The organism is Paenibacillus massiliensis subsp. panacisoli DSM 21345 (assembly GCF_000426545.1).
Classification (GTDB): domain Bacteria; phylum Bacillota; class Bacilli; order Paenibacillales; family Paenibacillaceae; genus Paenibacillus; species Paenibacillus panacisoli.
The window spans coordinates 93,838-113,245 of record NZ_AUFO01000011.1 but is presented as its reverse complement, the minus strand read 5'-3'; the positions used below and the strand labels follow the sequence as shown (position 1 = coordinate 113,245).

At 50.2% G+C, this 19,408-nt stretch carries 15 protein-coding genes; 2 read left to right on the top strand and 13 right to left on the bottom strand.

Annotated elements, in window-relative coordinates; genetic code table 11:
* Window positions 1-22 precede the first annotated feature (22 nt).
* Both K331_RS0110215 and K331_RS0110210 read left to right on the top strand, forming a co-directional pair.
* Window positions 23-2,056, top strand: a complete 2,034-nt coding sequence (locus K331_RS0110215) for a DUF6359 domain-containing protein (protein ID WP_404821480.1) — start codon at window positions 23-25, stop codon at window positions 2,054-2,056.
* 347 nt (window positions 2,057-2,403) lie between these two features.
* Window positions 2,404-4,017 (top strand): bifunctional metallophosphatase/5'-nucleotidase, encoded by a 1,614-nt coding sequence (locus K331_RS0110210; RefSeq protein ID WP_028590236.1) that lies wholly within the window; start codon window positions 2,404-2,406, stop codon window positions 4,015-4,017.
* Window positions 4,018-4,241: 224 nt separating this feature from the next.
* On the opposite strand, the gene phnE (K331_RS0110205) is transcribed toward K331_RS0110210, so the two are convergent.
* The 13 genes from phnE (K331_RS0110205) to K331_RS0110145 all read right to left on the bottom strand — a co-directional run bounded on the left by phnE (K331_RS0110205) (window position 4,242) and on the right by K331_RS0110145 (window position 19,216).
* Window positions 4,242-5,048, bottom strand: coding sequence for a phosphonate ABC transporter, permease protein PhnE (gene phnE, locus K331_RS0110205; RefSeq protein WP_028590235.1), 807 nt, complete (start codon window positions 5,046-5,048; stop codon window positions 4,242-4,244).
* A 139-nt stretch (window positions 5,049-5,187) separates the two neighbouring features.
* Window positions 5,188-6,003, bottom strand: coding sequence for a phosphonate ABC transporter, permease protein PhnE (gene phnE / locus K331_RS0110200; RefSeq protein WP_018887207.1), 816 nt, complete (start codon window positions 6,001-6,003; stop codon window positions 5,188-5,190).
* Window positions 5,993-6,808 (bottom strand): phosphonate ABC transporter ATP-binding protein, encoded by an 816-nt coding sequence (gene phnC, locus K331_RS0110195; protein WP_028590234.1) that lies wholly within the window; start codon window positions 6,806-6,808, stop codon window positions 5,993-5,995. The genes phnE (K331_RS0110200) and phnC overlap by 11 nt, the downstream gene beginning before the upstream one ends.
* Before the next feature lie 166 nt (window positions 6,809-6,974).
* The gene (locus tag K331_RS0110190; RefSeq protein ID WP_084165439.1) at window positions 6,975-8,075 is read right to left on the bottom strand and encodes a phosphate/phosphite/phosphonate ABC transporter substrate-binding protein; all 1,101 of its coding nucleotides are present in this window, start codon (window positions 8,073-8,075) and stop codon (window positions 6,975-6,977) included.
* 350 nt (window positions 8,076-8,425) lie between these two features.
* Window positions 8,426-10,942, bottom strand: a complete 2,517-nt coding sequence (locus K331_RS0110185; protein WP_028590232.1) for an FAD-dependent oxidoreductase — start codon at window positions 10,940-10,942, stop codon at window positions 8,426-8,428.
* Window positions 10,935-11,237 (bottom strand): ArsR/SmtB family transcription factor, encoded by a 303-nt coding sequence (locus K331_RS0110180; RefSeq protein ID WP_028590231.1) that lies wholly within the window; start codon window positions 11,235-11,237, stop codon window positions 10,935-10,937. Before K331_RS0110180 ends, K331_RS0110185 begins: the two co-directional genes overlap by 8 nt.
* A 206-nt stretch (window positions 11,238-11,443) precedes the next feature.
* Window positions 11,444-12,622, bottom strand: coding sequence for an amidase (locus K331_RS0110175; protein WP_028590230.1), 1,179 nt, complete (start codon window positions 12,620-12,622; stop codon window positions 11,444-11,446).
* 245 nt (window positions 12,623-12,867) lie between these two features.
* Window positions 12,868-13,659 carry an AAA family ATPase gene (locus tag K331_RS0110170; RefSeq protein WP_028590229.1) on the bottom strand — a complete coding sequence of 264 codons (792 nt, stop codon included), beginning with the start codon at window positions 13,657-13,659 and terminating at the stop codon, window positions 12,868-12,870.
* A gap of 292 nt (window positions 13,660-13,951) precedes the next feature.
* Complete coding sequence (locus K331_RS0110165) at window positions 13,952-14,281, bottom strand: hypothetical protein (protein WP_028590228.1); 330 nt, start codon at window positions 14,279-14,281, stop codon at window positions 13,952-13,954.
* 144 nt (window positions 14,282-14,425) lie between these two features.
* The gene (locus K331_RS0110160) at window positions 14,426-15,706 is read right to left on the bottom strand and encodes a galactokinase (RefSeq protein ID WP_028590227.1); all 1,281 of its coding nucleotides are present in this window, start codon (window positions 15,704-15,706) and stop codon (window positions 14,426-14,428) included.
* Between the two features lie 180 nt (window positions 15,707-15,886).
* On the bottom strand, window positions 15,887-16,933 hold the full coding sequence (locus K331_RS0110155; protein WP_028590226.1) for a glycoside hydrolase family 53 protein: 1,047 nt from the start codon (window positions 16,931-16,933) through the stop codon (window positions 15,887-15,889).
* Window positions 16,934-17,234: 301 nt separating this feature from the next.
* Window positions 17,235-18,296: a glycoside hydrolase family 53 protein gene (locus K331_RS0110150; protein WP_028590225.1), complete on the bottom strand. Its 1,062-nt coding sequence runs from the start codon at window positions 18,294-18,296 to the stop codon at window positions 17,235-17,237.
* Between the two features lie 41 nt (window positions 18,297-18,337).
* Window positions 18,338-19,216, bottom strand: coding sequence for a carbohydrate ABC transporter permease (locus K331_RS0110145; RefSeq protein ID WP_018887196.1), 879 nt, complete (start codon window positions 19,214-19,216; stop codon window positions 18,338-18,340).
* Window positions 19,217-19,408 lie beyond the last annotated feature (192 nt).

The following is a 19,408-nucleotide window of genomic DNA, read 5'->3' as shown; positions in this document are numbered from 1 at the left end:
CTTCAAACACGCAGTAAGCCTGATGTTCATCTTCACGCTCTTATTATCATCATGGACGGGGAACTCGGTACAGCAGGCGGCAGCGGCGGACGCGCTGACCGTTAGCGAAGCTATTGCTCTAGGCAACAACGGTAGTTCTGTAACGGTAGAGGGCTATATCATTGGACATGCTACAGGCTCTAATGCTGCAAAATTCCAGGCCCCTTTTGCTAACGACTTCAATGTACTGATCGCAGATACTGCGAGTGAACAGGACAAGACCAAGCTTGTGAATGTACAGCTCACTGCTTCATACCGTGGCGATTACGGGCTGCAAACGAACCCTGACCTGATCGGCATCAAGGTGCGGGTAACGGGTACACTGGCGACCTATAATAATTTCCCGGGACTGAGAAGTCCAAGCGCTATCACTCTGGCAACCGATGATAACGGTACTCCTGGAGATGGAGATGGAGACGGCGGCGGTGACAATGGCGGTGGGAACGGAGATGGCGACGGCGGCGGTAATGACGGCGGGACTGATCCCGGCGACAATGTACCTCCACTGGAGAACGGGGCTGGCAAAAAGGTTCTGTTCGATAACACCCACGCCCAGACAGCCGGAGCAGCAGACTGGGTCATCGAAGGTGCATTCTCCGATTTTGCCGACGGGCTGCGGGCTGAGCAATTCGAGGTGGATCAGCTCGAACGCTCGATCCCTTATACTTTTGGAGAACAAGCCATTACGTATGACAAGCTGAAGGATTATGATGTATTCATCGTTGGTGAAGCCAATATTCCATTCAAGAAATCCGAACAGGACGCTATCCTGCGTTTCGTGGAAGAAGGTGGCGGCTTGTTCTTCATCTCGGATCACTACAACGCGGATCGTAACAAGAACCGTTGGGATTCCTCCGAAATTATGAATGGCTACCGCCGCGGGGCATATCACAACCCGACACTGGGCATGTCTGCTGCTGAAGCCGCCTCACCTGCCATGCAGGATGTCGTAAGCTCCGATTGGCTGGCGGACCATTTTGGACTCCGCTTTCGCTACAACGGAATTGGTGATGTGACCGCTACGGACATTGTTGCTCCGTCCCAAGCCTTCGGCATTACTTCAGGGGTGAGCGGTGTAGCCATGCATGCTGGCTCGACGCTGGCAATCATTGATCCTGCGCAAGCCAAAGGAATCGTGTACCTGCCCCAAGGCAACATCCCTGCATGGAGCTATGCAGTGGATCAAGGGGTCTATAACGGTGGAGGACGGGCAGAAGGCCCTTATGCAGCGATCTCCAAACGCGGCCTCGGCAAAGCTGCCTTTATCGGCGATTCCTCCCCAGTAGAGGATGCTACCCCGAAATATTTGCGCGAAGAGACAGGCACTACTAAAAAGACCTATGACGGCTTCAAGGAGCAGGATGACGCCGTATTCCTTGTGAATACAGTGAAATGGCTGGCGATGCAAGAAAATTACACCAGCTTCGATCAGGTGGACGGCTTGACGCTGGACACCCCAACGTCTCTGCTGCCCATGGAGACCCCTGCGAATTCGACAGAACCACAGCTAGAGCCATGGGCAGAGCCGGCTCCAGGCTATCTGTGGTATGACCCGACAACGTTCAAGCCCGGCTCCTACGGTGCTACTCAAAGCTCGGGCGGAACTGCTGGCTACAGCCTGTCCGTCCCTAGTAATCTCGCAGCTGGTGGGACATACACCATGACCGTCACTGCGCAAGGCTTGAACCCTGGACAGACCGTATCGGATCTCCGTGCTGGCATTTACTTACCTGGCGGGGAGCAAATTGCCCGCTTCCAAAGTGCTAACGGTAGCTGGTCTTCTTATGGATACAGTCCGACCTTTGCATCTACAGCCGACAATGATGGAAAGGCAGTGTACACCTTGACCTTCCAGCTGAAGGCGGGCGTTACAGGCCAAGCTAGCATGCGTCTCAGACAAGGCAGCAACAACCTGCTGACCGAGTCCGTTACCATTGGAAGCGCAACGACATCCGCAGCATCGATCATTCCGTTGCATCCTGCAATATCGAGCTACTCTGAAGCTCTCGCAAGCTGAGCCTGCTCAGCCTAGATATATCCGATCCACTAAGGCTCATATAGACTCATTCCAATGCATCAAGGCTGGATTAGAGAAATATCCGGCTTCTAAGGCCTCGTCAATCTCTATTTAGACCTGTTAAGAATGAGTTGAGATTCGTTGAGACTAGATTACTCTATTCAAGCTCCAGACTACCCTCCTGTCTCCTGACAAGAGGGTAGTTTTTTACATTGCATTTACATAACGTATACAGAGTCAGGCATTCCGGGCGCTAAGCTTAAGAGGTGATTTTACACACGCAGTTCTAGGCGAGGCTATATAGGAAATATCGCCTAGGACTGCGGCATAAGAGGAGGAACACGATCGTGAACGCAGCTGTGCGCCGTCAAATTGCTATTTTGACAACAAGTGATATTCACGGGTACATTCAACCCTATTCGTATATGGAGGGCGGACCGTCCAACCTTGGCTTCGCTCGAATCGCAACACTGCTTCAGGAGGAGCGAGGCAGATGGGGCGACCGCATGCTTTATGTGGATAATGGTGACAGCCTGCAGGGCTCGCCGCTAACCTATTATCAGGCAAAAATTGATAACTCTGCCGACAATGCCGTCGTCTCTGCCTTGAATGCGGCCCACTGTGCCGGAGCTGTCATTGGCAACCATGAGTTCAATTTTGGTCTTGCCCACCTGCAAGAAGCCATGCTGCAATCCGACTTCCCGTGGCTCTCGGCCAACACAGTATCTGCATCCACTGGTGAGCCAGCCTTTGGTCAACCCTATCTGCTACACGATACATCAGAAGGGATTCGAATCGCCGTACTGGGCCTGACTACCGCGCATATTCCCGTATGGGAGCTGCCAGAGCATATCGAGGGCCTTCGCTTCGAAGACCCGGTAGCCTGTGCCCGGCATTGGGTACCTTATCTCAGGGAGCAGCTGGAGGCGGATATCGTCATTGTCTCCTATCACGGTGGCTTTGAGCGAGATCTTCAATCCGGGGAGCCCACCGAGGCCTTGACGGGTGAAAATCAGGGCTACGAGCTTTGTCACGAGGTATCTGGCATGGATGTACTGCTGACCGGGCACCAGCATAGACAGATTGAGGGTCTTCAAGTGAACGGCGTCTGTGTCATCCAATCAGGCACGCAGGGGCAATTTCTTGGCAGAGTCATATTGGAGCTGGAGTTAGCATCGGACAGCCAATCCGACCCTAAGCCTCGCTGGAGACTGCTCACGGCCCATTCCGAGCTGCTTGCAGCAGGTGAGGTGGAGCCAGCGGAGCATATTCTCGAACGGACGGCTCCCGTCGAGGAGCGCTTGCAGCATTGGCTGGACCAGCCGATTGGCGAGACCGCTAATGACATGCGGCTGGTGGATGTGCATCAGGCACGACTGGAGGAGCATCCCTTCGTTGAATGGATCAACAGGGTGCAAATGGAGGTTAGCGGAGCAGCCATCTCCTGCTCTGCCCTGTTCGACGATTATGCCCCTGGCTTCGGTGAGCAGATCTCAATGCGAGATATTCTCGCCAACTACAAATTTCCGAATACGCTGCGTGTCTTAAGGGTGACGGGACAAGATATCCGTGAGGCACTTGAATTATCAGCCACCTATTTCTTGCTGGAGGCAGATGGCCGCATCGGTGTTCATCCATCCTTCCTCCTGCCGAAGCCCCAGCCCTATAACTACGATATGTGGGAGGGCGTGAGCTACACCCTTGACGTATCACGTTCTGTGGGAGAACGGGTAGTGATGCTGGAGCTCGACGGAAAGCCGCTTCAGCCCGAGGCCGAATATGAAGTAGTCATGAACAATTACCGCGCAAGCGGCGGAGGCGGGTTCGATATGTTCCGTGGCAAGCCTGTCATTAAGGAGCTACAGACGGACATGGCAGAGCTGCTCGCCGACTACATCCGTTCGAAACGAACCATTAGTACCACCGTGAACCATAACTGGCGCGTAATCAGCAAGAGCTGACACCCAACTCTCCAACTAAACTACGAGCACTGTAATTACAAAAAACAGGAGCTATCGGATAATGAATCCTAGTAGCTCCTGTTTTTGTACAGCATGTTACATAACTCGGGTTCAATCACCTTTGGAGGCTAGATGTCAATATCTTGCCGCCAGGCATATTGCTGAATATGAGCGGTCGACAGGGCTCCTCACTTACAGCGGCTCCATGCTCATATCATGCTCCACTAGCCCTTGACCAGCTTGGAACGAAGTCGATTGGATACCCACTCGATGATCAGGATCAGGACTACCAGCCCAATGAGAATGGCTCCGACCTGATTCCACTTGTAGCTTCGCATGGCGAAGATCAGCGGTGCACCAATTCCACCTGCACCGACGAGACCCAGAATGGATGCCTCACGCATATTCATATCGAAGCGATAGATCATAACGGACAGAAAGACCGAGAACAACTGAGGTACGATGCCGAAGCGGATTTTCTCAAATGTCGTACAGCCAACCGAGGTCATCGATTCCAGGACTTTCGTATCCAATTCCTCAATCGCATCCACGAAAAGCTTGGACAGCATACCGATGGAGACGAGCCCCACGGTAAGCACGCCGGCGAACGGCCCCGGGCCCGTTACACGAATCAGCATCAGACCATATACCAGTGCTGGAACGGTCCGAATCGTAATAAGCAGTAGCCTTGTAACCCAGGATACGGGTTTTGGTACTACATTGGATGCAGCCAGAAAAGCAAGCGGGACAGCCAACACAGAGCCTACCAGCGTCCCCAGAAAGGCAATGGCCACGGTCTGAAGCAGCAGGTACAACACGCCTTGCTCCGTGAAATTGAAGAGCAGGGTGAGATCCGGCTGAAACAGCCCTTTAAAAATATTAATAGCAATCCCTGCTCCGCTCTGGTCGATATCGTTCAGATTCACTGTCGTCAGTGACCATACAAAGAGCACGAGAATGACTGCCATAATGGTCAGGAGGTAGCGATGACTGCGTGGTGCAGCCTGCAGCTCCTTTTCTACTGTCGTCATAGGTCCTATATTCTCCCTTAGGAATAAATTTCATAAATGAACAACACGATTTTTGGTAACTAGATACAGACAAACTAAACCGTTTTGATCTATATCTAGTCATACATTGAAGCAGCTAAAGGTATTATGAAATTTATTCTTAGATTAACTTTTTCCGGAAATGCTCGCTTATCGTCTCAATGATGTATACGGTGACGATCAACGACAAAATGATCATGCCGACGCTGGAATACTCCCGCCAGCCCAGATTCTCATTGATGAGCAGTCCGATCCCTCCGGCCCCGACATAACCCAGAATCGCTGCATAACGGACATTGCCCTCAAAGCAAAATAGGGAGGTCGACAGATAGCTCGGAAGAATCTGCGGGAGTGTCGCGTAACGAAAAGCCTGGATTCTCGTCATTCCGATGGACTCCATAGCCTCAAAGGCTCCCATATCGACGTTTTCAATCTGCTCGTAGACCAGCTTCCCCACATACGATACGGTAAAGAGCATGATTGCTACCGTTCCTGCCATCGGCCCCAATCCGAAGATGAAGGTAGCAATCAGTGCAGTCACTAGGGTTGGCATTGTTCTCAGCAGACTCAGTAATGTCTTGCTGATGACGACGATAACTTTATTATGAACAATATTCGAGGAAGCCAGCACAGCCGCCGGCAGGGCAAGCGCCGCCCCGATCATGGAGCCGAGCAAGGACATCTTGAGCGTATCCAGCAGCGGTCCCCATATGGATGAGAAGCTGTTCCAATTGGGAGGAATCATATTCCCGATAATGACAAAAAATTGACCGATCCGCGAGAACAGCACATCCAGCTTGAAGCCGGTGAACTGAACCGAGAAGATGGTGCAAATCAACAGAATAATGATGACCAGCGGTGTTCTTGATCTTCTTTGCAGGACGACTTTGCCACTGGGTAGCTTGATCTGGTGTGGAGGAAAGAGCTTATCCACCATAGACAGAGCCTCCTCCTACGGCAACGGGCTCTGCTGCATGCTCGTTAAAGGATGCTTTCTCCTCCTCAAATTTGCCTCCATAAATGTGCTCCAGAATATCTGTAGTCACTTGGGAAGCTGCGCCGTCAAATACGACCTCGCCTTTGTTAATTCCGATAATACGATCTGCATATTCCAACGCGATTTCCACATGGTGAATATTCATAATGACGGAAATATTCATAGCCTTGTTAATGTTCTTGAAATCGTCCATGACGATACGTGACGTCACCGGGTCCAGTGAAGCAATCGGCTCATCCGCCAAAATGATATCAGGGCTCTGGGCCAAGGTACGCGCCAGCGCTACCCGCTGTTGCTGACCACCTGATAGCTGATCTACACGGACGAATGCCTTGTCGAGTATACCGACCTTATCCAAGGCCTCCAGTGCCTTGATCTTCTGTTCCTTCGTGTACAGCCCTATCCATTTACGCCAATGCGGCAGGTCCGGAACAAAGGAGACCAATACATTGTTAATGACCGTCGTCCTCGTCACCAGATTGAAGGATTGGAAGATCATTCCGATTCTCCGCCGAAACTGTCGAACCTGCTTTCCCTTCAGCTTGGCCACATCTACCTTATCAACCAGCAGTGTGCCTCCAGTGATGTCATGCATTCGGTTAATGCAGCGAATGAGCGTAGATTTGCCGGCACCGGAGAGACCGATGACCGCTACGAACTCCCCCTGCTCAATCTTCAGATTAATATCTCGCAATGCCGTCGTTCCATTGCTATAAGTCTTATCAACATGATTAAATTCGATCATGGAACTACTCCAATCGTTATTAGTGAGAGATTCATAACCCCGTGAGAAGCTTAATAACATGGCGGGAAGATTCATAAAACCAATGAGAACATCCAAAAAGCCGATGTTCTCATTGGTCTCCATGATGGGCCATCTCTGATATTTATCGTAAGTGCCCGTTGCTGTCTTACTTCTTCATATTTCTGAGCAGCTCTTGGGCTTTTCTCTCGCCATCGTAATCAGCTGCTGTAGCTTCCTTATAACCTTCATGCGTGTAGACTGCGATGACTTCTTTGCCTTCTGGTGTCTGTGCAATAGCGATGAACGCTTTTTGCAGTGCAGCCTTGAAGGCATCATCCATGATTGGGCTTGTCTTGCTTACACTGATGGTATCGTTGTAGATTGGCTGTGTTACACCAATAACATTAGTCTCATCCCAGATTGTGCCGCTACGACCGAAGTCTTTTGTCCATTGATCCACGTAGTCTCTTCTTGCATCCGCATAAGCTACGATAATATCAGCTTGTCCGGAAGCCAGTCGCGCAAAGGAACTACCGTAGGAGTCCGATTGTGTAACATGAGCCAGATCTGTCAGGCTCTTCTGGAAATTGTCCTGCAACCACAGGGTAGGATAGATATATCCAGCCGAGGATGAGGAAGACATAACGGCCCAGTTCGCACTGTTCAGATCCTCCCAAGTCAATTGCTCACCTTTATTTACTTTCTCAGCCAGCTCTTTACCCTTGTCCGTAGGACCCGCGATGAAAAGGCTGCGGTAATAAGTAACTTGATCGCTTGTAGGGTCTGTCGGCTTGTTGTCATTCCAATCCTTCGCCGCATCGGAGTCATTGGACAGTCCTGCACGGGTTGCCGTCAGAATGACGTCTGCTCCATCATCATACAGAGCATAAGTACCTCCCGGAATAAAGCCGATATCTGTAGTCCCCGCTGACAGTGCTTCACCAACAGCTTCGTATGTGGTTCCAACATTGATGTCTACGTTACCCACTGTATAGCCTTCCGTCTCCAGTTGCTTCTTGAGAAGCTCCTTAAGCGGCTCGGTTGCCGTTACGATCTGCTCCGGATCTTTGGATGGTACAAAGCTCACCTTCAGCTCCGGAATTTCCTTGTTTGCGGAAGAGGTATCCCCAGTGGTTTCCCCTGCTGGCTGCGTTCCGGCTCCGTTACTTTCTGTAGTGGTGCCTGCACCTCCGGATGCGCAGCCTGCCATCAGCCCTATAACTAAGATCCACAGGGCAACAAACATCAATCTGTTTTTGACTTTCACGTACACTGACCCCTTTTTTGGTAGATTTGTTAACACTCTGGAACTATACCAAACATGAACTATCATACTGCTGAAATATCAGAGCGAATTCAATTCTATGTAAAGGAAATGAAAAAATTAGCATATCGTAAGTAGGACCTGATAGGAACAAGGCATCTCGAAAAAATCAATTATAGAAAAACACAGTAATAAAAGTACTATAGTAATAGAAATAAGCCGTCACCCATGATCCTGGATGACGGCCTGTCTATTGTAAATCAAGTTACTCCCTGACTGGATAAAGTTCCTGTGTGTAGAAATGTCCACTAGTCCTGCACAGCCAATTTGGGATAGCCCCATTGGATGTCAATTTAGATAAAGAGATTAATTCCCGATTGATCCGCTTGCCCCAGGTAGTAGCCCACTCCGCCAAGTCGTACACCGTCAATCAGCTCCTCTGGCTTGATGCCCATGACATCCATCGACATTTGACAGGCGACAAGCTCCACTCCCTGCTGGATCGCCGTCTCGATCAGCTGCTCCAAAGAGAGAATTCCCTGGCTGTTCATGACACCACGGATCATTTTTGGGCCCGCACCAAGCATGTTCATACGTGACAGCGGGAGCTTACGGCTACCACGCGGCATCATGAGGCCGAACATACGACTGATCCCATTTTTGACGACAGGTGTCTTGGTGGACTTGCGAATGACATTCAATCCCCAGAACGTGAAGAACATCGTGACCTTCTTGCCGCTAGCTGCTGCTCCATTAGCAATGATGAAGGATGCAATAGCTTTATCCAGGTCGCCACTGAATACAACCATACTGGTGCCTGACGCAGATGCCCCTCGATTCAATTCAGCGTTCGGCTCCAGGCCCTTCCCCTTCTGAATATAGGCCTCAATTCGCCCACCTGGCAGTCTGTTAAGCTGAAGCAGCTCAGCTTGAACCATATTCGCCCAAGAGCGAATATCCTCGTAGAAGCCAGGATCTGACGCAATAACATGGAGTACCTGACCCTCGCTTAGCTGATCCATCTGCTGGCGCACCTGGATTAACGGACCAGGACAGGATAGTCCACAGGCATCAAGCACAACGTCTGCATGGGCAACATTCGTACTAGTCTCACCTGACATGCTGTGGGTGAATGACTCATGTGCAGCTGATACCGGGGCCGAGCTCGTTGCTGCTATCTCCCTTTTGACTGTCTGATTTGTGCTACTGGCATCACCTTGTCCCGGCTGATACTTGAACATTTGATAGCTCTTGTATCCTCCTGTCAGATTTCTAACCTTATAACCAAGCTGACTTAGAATTCTTGAGGCCGTATATCCACGAAGACCTACCTGACAATAGACCCAAATCTCCTTCTCTATATCCAGCTCCTGCAGTCGATCTCGCAGCTCATCTACTGGAATAAGCAACGAGCCCGGGATGTGACCATTGTTATGCTCCAGCTCTGTTCGTAAATCAACCAGAATCGTATGCTCGGGATCACGTCCTTGCAGCTCCTGTGGGACGAATACGTCCACCAGTCCCATTAATACATTGTCTGCAGTGTAGCCCGCCATGTTCACAGGGTCCTTGGCCGAGGAATAGGGAGGAGCGTAAGCCAGCTCCAGCTCCGTCAGATCCGTCACCGTGCCCCGCATACGGATGACCGTCGCGAGGGTATCTATACGCTTATCCACGCCCTCATGGCCCACTGCTTGCGCACCAAGAATGATCCCCTCATCGTTGAACAGGAGCTTGATGGTCATTGGCATTGCTCCTGGATAATAAGTCGCATGTGAGGAAGGATGAACATAGATCACGTGATAAGGTATACCTTCTCTGATCAACGTTTTCTCATTGTTCCCCGTTGACGCTGCTGTCATATCAAACACCTTCAAAATGGACGTACCCTGTGAGCCTTCATATGTTCTGTTCAGACCACAGATATTGTCTGCAGCAATTCGCCCCTGCTTGTTGGCAGGACCGGCAAGAGGCACCGCTGTGATCGCCCCATTGACATAGTCTCTGACAGCCACAGCATCTCCTACTGCATACACATCTCCAAGACTTGTCTCCAATCTCTCATTTACAAGGATATGGCCGCGAGGGCCCCGTTCGATCCCGCTCTCCCGCAGAAAATCCGTGTCCGGGGTAACACCAATAGCAAGCAGCACCATATTACCTTGAATAAAGGAGCCATCCGCCATGTGCACCTCAATACCATCTGCTACATCCCGGAACGATTGAACCTTGCGGGACATCAGCAGTTCGACACCACGCTGCTCCATCTCCTTCGCAACAATCCCAGCCATTTCTGAATCCAATGGTGACAGGAGCTGAGGACCTCCTTCGACCAGCGTGACAGCAAGACCAGCCTCTCGCAGATTCTCAGCCATCTCCACGCCGATGAAGCCGCCCCCGATGACAATGGCTGATGAAATACCATCCTCGGTAATCATTTGTCTGATTCGATCTGTATCTGGGATGCTGCGCAGCGTATAAATACGTGGACTGTCTATGCCCGGAAGCTGTGGCCTCAGTGGTCGTGCACCTGGAGACAGAATAACCTGATCATAGCTCTCCTCGTAGCTTCCACGTTCTTTGCTGTGAATATGGACAATCTTCCTGTCCGGATCTATACCAATGACTTCGCTATCCGTCCGAATATCCAGATTGAACCGTTGTCGCATGGCTTCCGGGGTCTGCACCATTAGCCTGGAACGGTCTGTGATCACCCCACCTATATAATAGGGTAGACCACAGTTCGCATAGGATATATACGAGCCCCTCTCAACCAGAACAATGTGGGCACTCTCATCCAGTCTCCTCAATCTGGCCGCAGCAGATGCCCCCCCTGCTACCCCGCCGACAATGACAATTTTCTTACCCATGAAATATTTCCTCCTCTGCAACGAGCACCCTTACCAGTTGTCTGATTCGGTCGTTCGCAATCGTATAGTATACTTCCAAGCCATTGCGCTTCGCCTCGACGATCCCTGCGCTACGCAGCTTCTGTAAATGCTGGGATACTGTTGATTGTGGAAGATCCAGACATTCCTGCATGAAGGCCACATTACACTCCTTCTTGGTCAGCAACCCGTTGACAATACATAGCCTTACAGGATGGGCCAGCGCCTTCAGCAGTTCTGCAGCTTCTTCATACGTTGTGATGACATCCTTTTGCATCAGTGCTAATCCCCTTCACAAAATCGTTATATTCATATATTACGATATAACGATTCAGAATGCAAACTCTTTACCTCCTTTAACGAAATAAACTACACCTCGTATATGCAAAAGAGCAGCAATTCTCCACTAGGAGAACGCTGCTCTGCTTGGCTAATATGATTTTGATTGCGAGCCTAGTACCCAACCAAATCTGTCTCTTGCAACTATGACTTCAATACAGGAAGGATGCTCACAGCCCATTCCAGAAGGCGTAGGTCCTGATTCTGACCCGCAATTACGGAGATTGCCAGTGGACAGCCCTGATCCGTGCCAAGGGGAATCGTTAGCTGAGGTAGTCCGCATAATCCAGCAATGCAGGTCAGCTGCATCGTCTGGCTTCTGCGTCTCTCGATGTGTGCCCCGGCAAGCCCCAGCTTGGGAGCAGCCCCCGGCGTAGTCGGAATAACGAGCAACTCCCCGTTTGAGAGCACACGAGTCAATTGCTTCATCATCTGCTGTCTCCGGTGCTGTTGCTCTCTATAGTCCACCTGCTCAATGGTGCGAGCCCAAGCGAAGCGCTCTGTGATGTCGGGCCCAAAGACAGGCTTCGTGCGCTCGATCCATTCGCCATGGGTCTGCCATATCTCGTAGCCCTGTATGATACGAAATACGCTCATCCACTCAGCTAGCCCCTCTGGAGCAATACGTGCCATTTCACGTTCCACTTGTAAGCTCCCCAGCTTGCTTAGCTCATTCTCCAGAATACCACGACTGCTCTCATCAGCCAGCTCCCACGCTTCTTCGGGGAATAGCATGCGCGTGAATCCGATTTCTCCGAAGCGGTTAGAAGGCAACAATGCCCGGCCAAGCTTCAGCATCAGCTCAGGATCACGAGCGATCCAGCCCACCGTATCAAAGCTACCTGCCAAGGGGATGACGCCGTCTAATGACACACTGCCATATGTTGGCCGCATCCCGTACACGCCACAATAAGCTGAAGGCACTCGAACTGAACCGCCCGTATCTGTTCCTAGCGTAAAATCAGCCAGCCCGGAGGCTACAGCAGAGGCGGAGCCGCTGGAAGAGCCTCCGGGTATGCGATCCGGGGCCTCGGGATTTAATGGTGTTCCATAATGAACATTTTCACCGTTCAGGCTGTACATCAATTCGTCCGTATGCGTCATCGCCGACAGCCTCGCCCCTTGCTGCAGAAGAAGCTGCACTGCCTCGGCATGCTGCTCAGCCGGAGTATGCGAGGAGAGCCAGCTTGGATTGCCCGCACTATTGGTATGGCCCTTGACGGCAAATACATCCTTCACCATGAAGCTCATACCGCTCAGTATACCCTCAGCGAGAGGCTCCACGGCGACGGATCGGAACACTGCACTGTGTGATTGCTTCATGTTCAGACCTCCTTCCAGAGGACCTTGATTGCAGTCCAACTGTCCATGCTGCCACCCAAGTAGCCATGGTTCAACGTGATACCATCTTAAGAGAGGTATTATCTTACGTAAACCATTCCAGCATATTTTTGGAGGAAGCACTAAGGAGACAGCAGGAAATTAGCATTATATATAAGCCGAGTTAATGCATCACATCAGCCAGCAGCGATCAGCCAGCAGCGACTTTATACTCACATGTGATCTGTTCACTCATCCTCATCATCCAGTAGCTCACCAAGCATACGCTCCCGATTGTTCATGAATTCCTTGGTGACAATATAATGGTCTGTCTCCTCCAGGCTGCACCGATTCAGCCCCTCCTCATCTACCTTGTAAATCCATGACTGCGGATAGGCCATAATAATCGGAGAATGCGTAGAAATGATAAATTGGGAGCCTTGTCGCACCAACTGATGAATGCGAGTCAGCATGGCCATTTGACGGAGCGGAGATAGGGCAGCCTCCGGCTCATCAAGAATGTACAATCCATTCCCACGAAAGCGATGTACAAAAGCAGCAAAGAACGATTCACCATGCGATTGCTCGTGCAAAGATTTCCCTCCGTATGCATCCTTGATCTTGGGCCCTGGTGCTGCATCCAGCTCGTCCAGATCCAGCTCGTCTATATGAGTAGCCAGATTATAATAGCTTTCCGCTCTGAAGAAGAAACCATCTCGTGCCTGACGTGTGCTCCGTACCAGTCGTAAATAGTTATACAACGAGGAATGTGTTGCCTGCGTAGAGAAGATATTATTTCGCGTTCCACCTTCGGCGTTGAAGCCCCAAGCTACGGCTATCGCTTCCATCAGTGTGGACTTGCCTGCACCGTTCTCGCCTACTATATATGTGACCGCAGGATGAAATTGTAGCTCCGACAACTGCCTGACGACCCCCAAATTAAACGGATAGCTTGATTCATATGGAATCATCTCCCGAAGAAGCCGAACTGCCCGCAAAAACGGCTCCTGCCCAAAGGTATTATCATATAATCTGTTCATTTCCGCCTCCCTCTAGCCCCAAGGGTATGCTCGTCTCTTGTTGATATTTTCCTATTAAAATTATAACCCAAGTCCAGCGGACGAAGCATGCTGATTGTGTTTGTGTTTGTCTTTATCATTCGCAATTAATCTCTTTTAAAAGCAAAATAAGGCCTGCAAAGCACCCTCCCAAGCCTGAGAGTAGTAGCTTGCAGACCTTATAGATTGTATAGGCCTTATAGACTCTGTAGACCTTTCAGTCTTCAATTCTTCAAGTCTTGCAGTCTTGAAGAAAATTCATCCTGTTCCCGCTCTAGTCCAGGACATGAATTGGCGAAAAATCTACGACCTCTCCATCCTTTACAGTATGAAGAGAGAGCCGCTGGGCATGCAGCTGCCGCAGAAACCGATGAAATACATAAATGGAGTCCGTAATACAAGACAGGTCTGGAGCCAACACGATGGTAGCCTGGTCCAACCGGGGCGCTAGCTGCTCAGAATCAAATTCATATTCCTCCTGCGCTCCCACGCGAACCACCTCTCCGCTCTCCCAGCCCTTCTCCAGCAAATAAGACTGACACCCCTCCAACTGTAAGGCCTCACTTCTCTCATCTGCAGCCCTGATCAATATGAGCACCTTCATACCATGCTCCCCCTGTCCACAAAGAACCTGAATTCAAGAATTGAACCCTCTTGCTTCAGTCTATGCGGTACAGGACAGGATCATGTCGGGATGACGAGTTGCCCTCATCATTGAGGTGTGAGCTTCACAGGCTGTAGAGAAAATCTAGCCCTTCAGCAAGTCATTTAGACATACAGCTCCATATGGGCGCACATGAATGACGAAGGTTGATGTATCGACAGTCTTCTTGATCAGCTCTTCATAGCCAGCTACATATTCATCCGGCAGGATTGCCAGAATAACACCAGCAAATCCACCACCATGCACACGACAAGCTCCCTGACCGATACGCTTCAGGTACAGCTCAGTCACTGCCAGGGTAATAGAAATCCCCTGCTCCTTGACGTTGGAATCCTGATATACATTCTGCAGCCATTTCCACGAGGAGTTCCCCGACTCGGTAATCAAGGTCAGGAAGTCATCGAATTGATTGCTTGTCAGAGCTTCCACTTGGGCATCTACCCGGTCGTTCTCTGCGAGGAAGTGCAATGCACGCATAACCGCACGGTCCCCTGCTTGCTCTCGCAGCTGCTTCAGATTCGCGTAGATCTGCTCCTCCGTCACATCGCGAAGTACCTCCGCACCCAACAGACGAGCAACCGCCTTCATTTCATTCGGCACAGCAGCGTAATCCTCTGTCAGATCGGCATGGTTGCCGCCCGTGTTGACGATGACAAGCGAGTAGCCGCTCTCTCTGAAATTATAGGGTACAGGATTAATGACAGGTGTAGCCGGATTGGCAAAATCAATAGCGATGAATCCACCATAGCCGCATGCCATTTGGTCCAAGAGGCCGGAAGGCTTGTTCCAGAAGTGATTCTCTGCATACTGCCCGATCTTGGCTAGTGCAACCGTATCCTGTGAACCTTCATTATAGAATGTGTTCAGAATCGTTCCGATCAGCATTTCGAAGGAAGCAGAGGAGCTAAGGCCAGAGGCCGGGATTACATTTGTGCTCACATAAGCCTGGAAACCTCCCACTTGCAGCCCTTGTGCTGCAAAGCCTGCGGAAATGCCGCGAATCAGCGCTGCTGTACCGCCTTCGCCAGACTGAGGGGACAAATCGCTAATATCAATGACGAACTTATCTGCATATCCTTCAGAAATGATCGTAATGACTGGAGCATCTACCTTGGAAGCGGCTGCAATCGTATCCAGATCAATACTGGCTGCGAGTACTTTACCATGATTATGGTCCGTATGGTTCCCTCCGATCTCACTTCTGCCAGGAGAGCTGAACAACACAGGAGCCGAAGCACCAAAATGCTCTTGATACGCTTTCAACAATGCGGTATAGCGTTCTGTCTGTTCGCTGAGCTTCGCTGCTCCGTATAGCTCCTCCAAAACTTGCTGCCATGTCTGCTGCTGTAACAATTCTGATGTCATCTTCAATTTCCTCCAAATATAAGACTATACTTCATACACCTGCGGCTGATGCTGCCCTCATCCTGCACGGATTGCCCTATTTCGCCATATGCTCGCCTTTTGTCGATTGGTGATCGCAGATATCTTATTGGTCCACAGCGTTCACTCTGAATGAGCTAATAGCTTTCATAGGCTTTCAAATTAGTTCAGGAAGCCCTCAAGCGCCTGCGTAGGTCGGCCGTCTGTTCCCCAGGCTCCTTTATTATAGCCATCGTTGTAGCCCGGAGTTGCGGCAGGCTCCCAATAGAATACGCCCTTGCCTCTTCCACCCGATAGATTCCTTACCTTCTGCTTAATATCCGAAATAAAGCTTTTAGCAGCCGCAGCTTCATTATACTCCAAACCGATTTCCGAAATCACAACATCTTTTTTGTATTTGCTAATCACATTATTTGCATTCTGAATCGTCTGATTCACTTTGCTCTGCCAGTCGGACTTGGAAGGATACAGGGACATACCCACCATATCAAAATTAGCGCCATTGTCAATCAGTCCGCCAATATTCCATTCAAACAGCGCGCGATCCTCACCGGTAGCAAGATGTACGATGGTCTTGGTGCTGCTGCTAACCGACTTGACGGCATTGTGCCCCGTGTTCACGAGCCACGCATAATTCTTCATATTTTGCGATGCTCTGCCGTCCGGCCACAGCATTCCGTCACTGGTCTCATTGCCGATCTGCACCCAATCCGGCGTAACGCCCTTGTTCTTCATCGTGTTCATGACATAGACGGTATGACTCCACACCGCATCCATCAGCTGCTGGAAATTATGATTACGCCATGCATAAGGCTTATTTTGCTTGCCCGGATCAGCCCAGGAATCGCTATAATGCAATGTCAGCATGACGCTCATTCCCAGCTTCTTGGCACGAGCAGCCAGCTCGGCAGCCTTGTCAGCATTCATATAACCGTTAGCATAATCGTTCATATTAGGATTTACCCATACACGAATCCGTACCGAATTGATCTGATAATCATCGCGCAAAATTTGCAGGACATCCTTCTGTACTCCCTGCTTATTCCTCCAGGTGTAGCCCTGCGCCTCCATTCCGGCCACCCAACTGATGTCAGCACCCTTGGCAAAGGCCGGCGCCGCCTCCACAGTCGTTGATGCTCCGGTACTCCATGGGACTAGCAGCAAGGACAAGCTTAATACAAGCAATAATACCGACTTCATGCCTCTCATAATGACATCCTCCCTAAAATATAAGATAACGGGTTACTCTAGTATTGTAAGCGCTATCTTTTGAAATCAGAAAGGGTAATTTGGAAACATTTAGTATGTTTTAACAATCTTCAAGCCTTCTCGACATATCTGACGTGTAAGGAACGCCCCTCTACCTACTACTAATAGAGTCAGTACGACAATACAGCTGCGAGCAGCAGCCTGTATCGGCTGCCGCTCGTTATGTGCTTGCTGAATCAACACAATTCTTGCAGAAGAAGCTCTCTCCAGGATTGTTACGTAACGAGGCTAGTGACACAAGTCAGAGTGAGTAGACCGGCAGCAGTGCAGAGAACGAGTCCAGCTTGCGTCCCTTGAAATCGAACATCGTAAGGTTCCCCCAATTGTTCGGATGACCAACGGACCATTCCGACTTGGATGGAATCCAGGCAGGCTCCCAATAGTAGAAGCCTACTCCACGATTGTCTGGGACTTCACGAATGATACGTATCAGATCTTCCAGGTAATGGCGTTGTCCTTCTACTGTAGCAGGGTAGCCCGGCAGAAGCTGCTCCTCCTGATTGAAGATCCATTCATGATCCATGAGCTGCTCCAGCGTCCACGGATAAGCGGTTTCTACAACAATTATGTCTTTACGATAACGCTCCGCGAGCTCATTCATGTTATCCCGCAAGGCTTCGAGTGTACCATGCCACCAAGGATAGAAGGACAGGCCTATTGTATCGTACTCGACACCAAGCGCTTCAAAGCGGTCATAGAACTGGCGACTGGCTGCGGCATCCCCGCCACGATCAATATGAATCATCACCTGAATGTCCGGGTCTACGGACTTGACGGCAGCAATCCCATATTTCACAAGTCCCGCGAATTGCTCCCACTGCTCATCCGTATTATGCTCTCCATCGACACGTCCTTCACTCCACAGCATGCCAGGCGTAATTTCATTCCCGATCTGTACCATATAGGGAAGAGCATCATGCTCCTGCAGCTCACGCAGCACATCTGCGGTATACATGCACACGGCGCGTTGCAGCTCCTCATAGGACAGCTTCTCCCATGCGGCTGGCTTCCATTGGTTGGCTGGATCTGCCCAGCGGTCTGAGTAGTGGAAGTCCAGCAGGAACTGCATGCCCTGCTCCTTGATTCGCTTAGCTACAGCTACGGTACGTTCCAGGTTGCAGAAGCCGCCCTGCGGATCATTCCAGATCCGCAGACGTACGGCATTCACATGATTATCCTTAAGTATGGCAAGCAAATCCTGCGTCCTGCCATGCTCATCATAATAGTGCCCACCATGCTGCTCGATTTCATCCATAAAGGACACATCCATCCCTTGAATGAAAGGCTTGTACTTATAGCCCACCACTACTCCCCCACTCCAGCTTGTTATAGTTACTTCATCTATCAACCTTTAACCGAGCCCAATGTCATCCCTTTTACGAAGAAGCGCTGCAGGAATGGGTAGACGATCAGAATCGGTGCACTGCCAATGAAGATCTGAGCGGCTTTGACTGTATTTTGCGAGATCATTTCCATTTCGATTGGGTTCACGCTCATTGAACTCATATCACGTTGAATGATGACGGTCTGCAGGAACGTCGCGAGTGGGAAGTTGTTGGCATTGTTCATGTAGAGCAGACCGTCGAACCAGGAATTCCAATGGAATACCATGCTGAACAGTGCAATCGTCGCAATCGAAGGCAGGGAGATCGGCAGATAAATGCTGAACAAGGTTCGGAAATGACCTGCTCCATCAATCAGCGCAGCCTCCTCCAATTCATTCGGAATACCTCGGAAGAAATTCAGCATCAGAATGACCAAAAACGTGTTTACCGCTCCCGGAAGCACCAGCACAAGGAAATTGTCCATCAAATTCAGCTTCTGAATGACGATATAGAACGGAACCAAGCCTCCGTTAAAAATCATAGTGAATACGAATATCCAGGAGTATACATTTCTTCCTTTGAACACGGAATTCTCTTTGGACAGCGGGTATGCTGCTAAAAACGTGAGGAGCAGGGTAAGCGCAGTCCCGATGATCGTACGCATAATCGAGATTCCGATAGAATTCAGGAAGACAGGATTATTCATCGTCTTCTTGTAGGATTCCAGCGAGAAGCCTACCGGCCACAGGTTAACCATATTGGCGTCAGCCGCTGACTTCGCACTGAAGGACACCGCCAGCACGTGCACCAGCGGAATGATGCACATAATCGCCAGAGTAATCAGGAAGATAGTATTGAAAATGCTGAATACGCGGTATGGTAATGTTTTATGATACACGGTTCTCCCTCTTTTCTTGATTCATGTCAGGCTCCAAGCCCTAATGTTGATTGGCGGGCGATGAGCTGCTACGGGTGCTGAGGTTTCTTGCGATCACTGTTCAAGCCTGATTTCTGAATTGGACCAAGTCTACTGTTGAAATCTGGCTTAAGCTTATGCTTCCGAAGCAGCTTTCTTCCAGAAAGCTTTTAG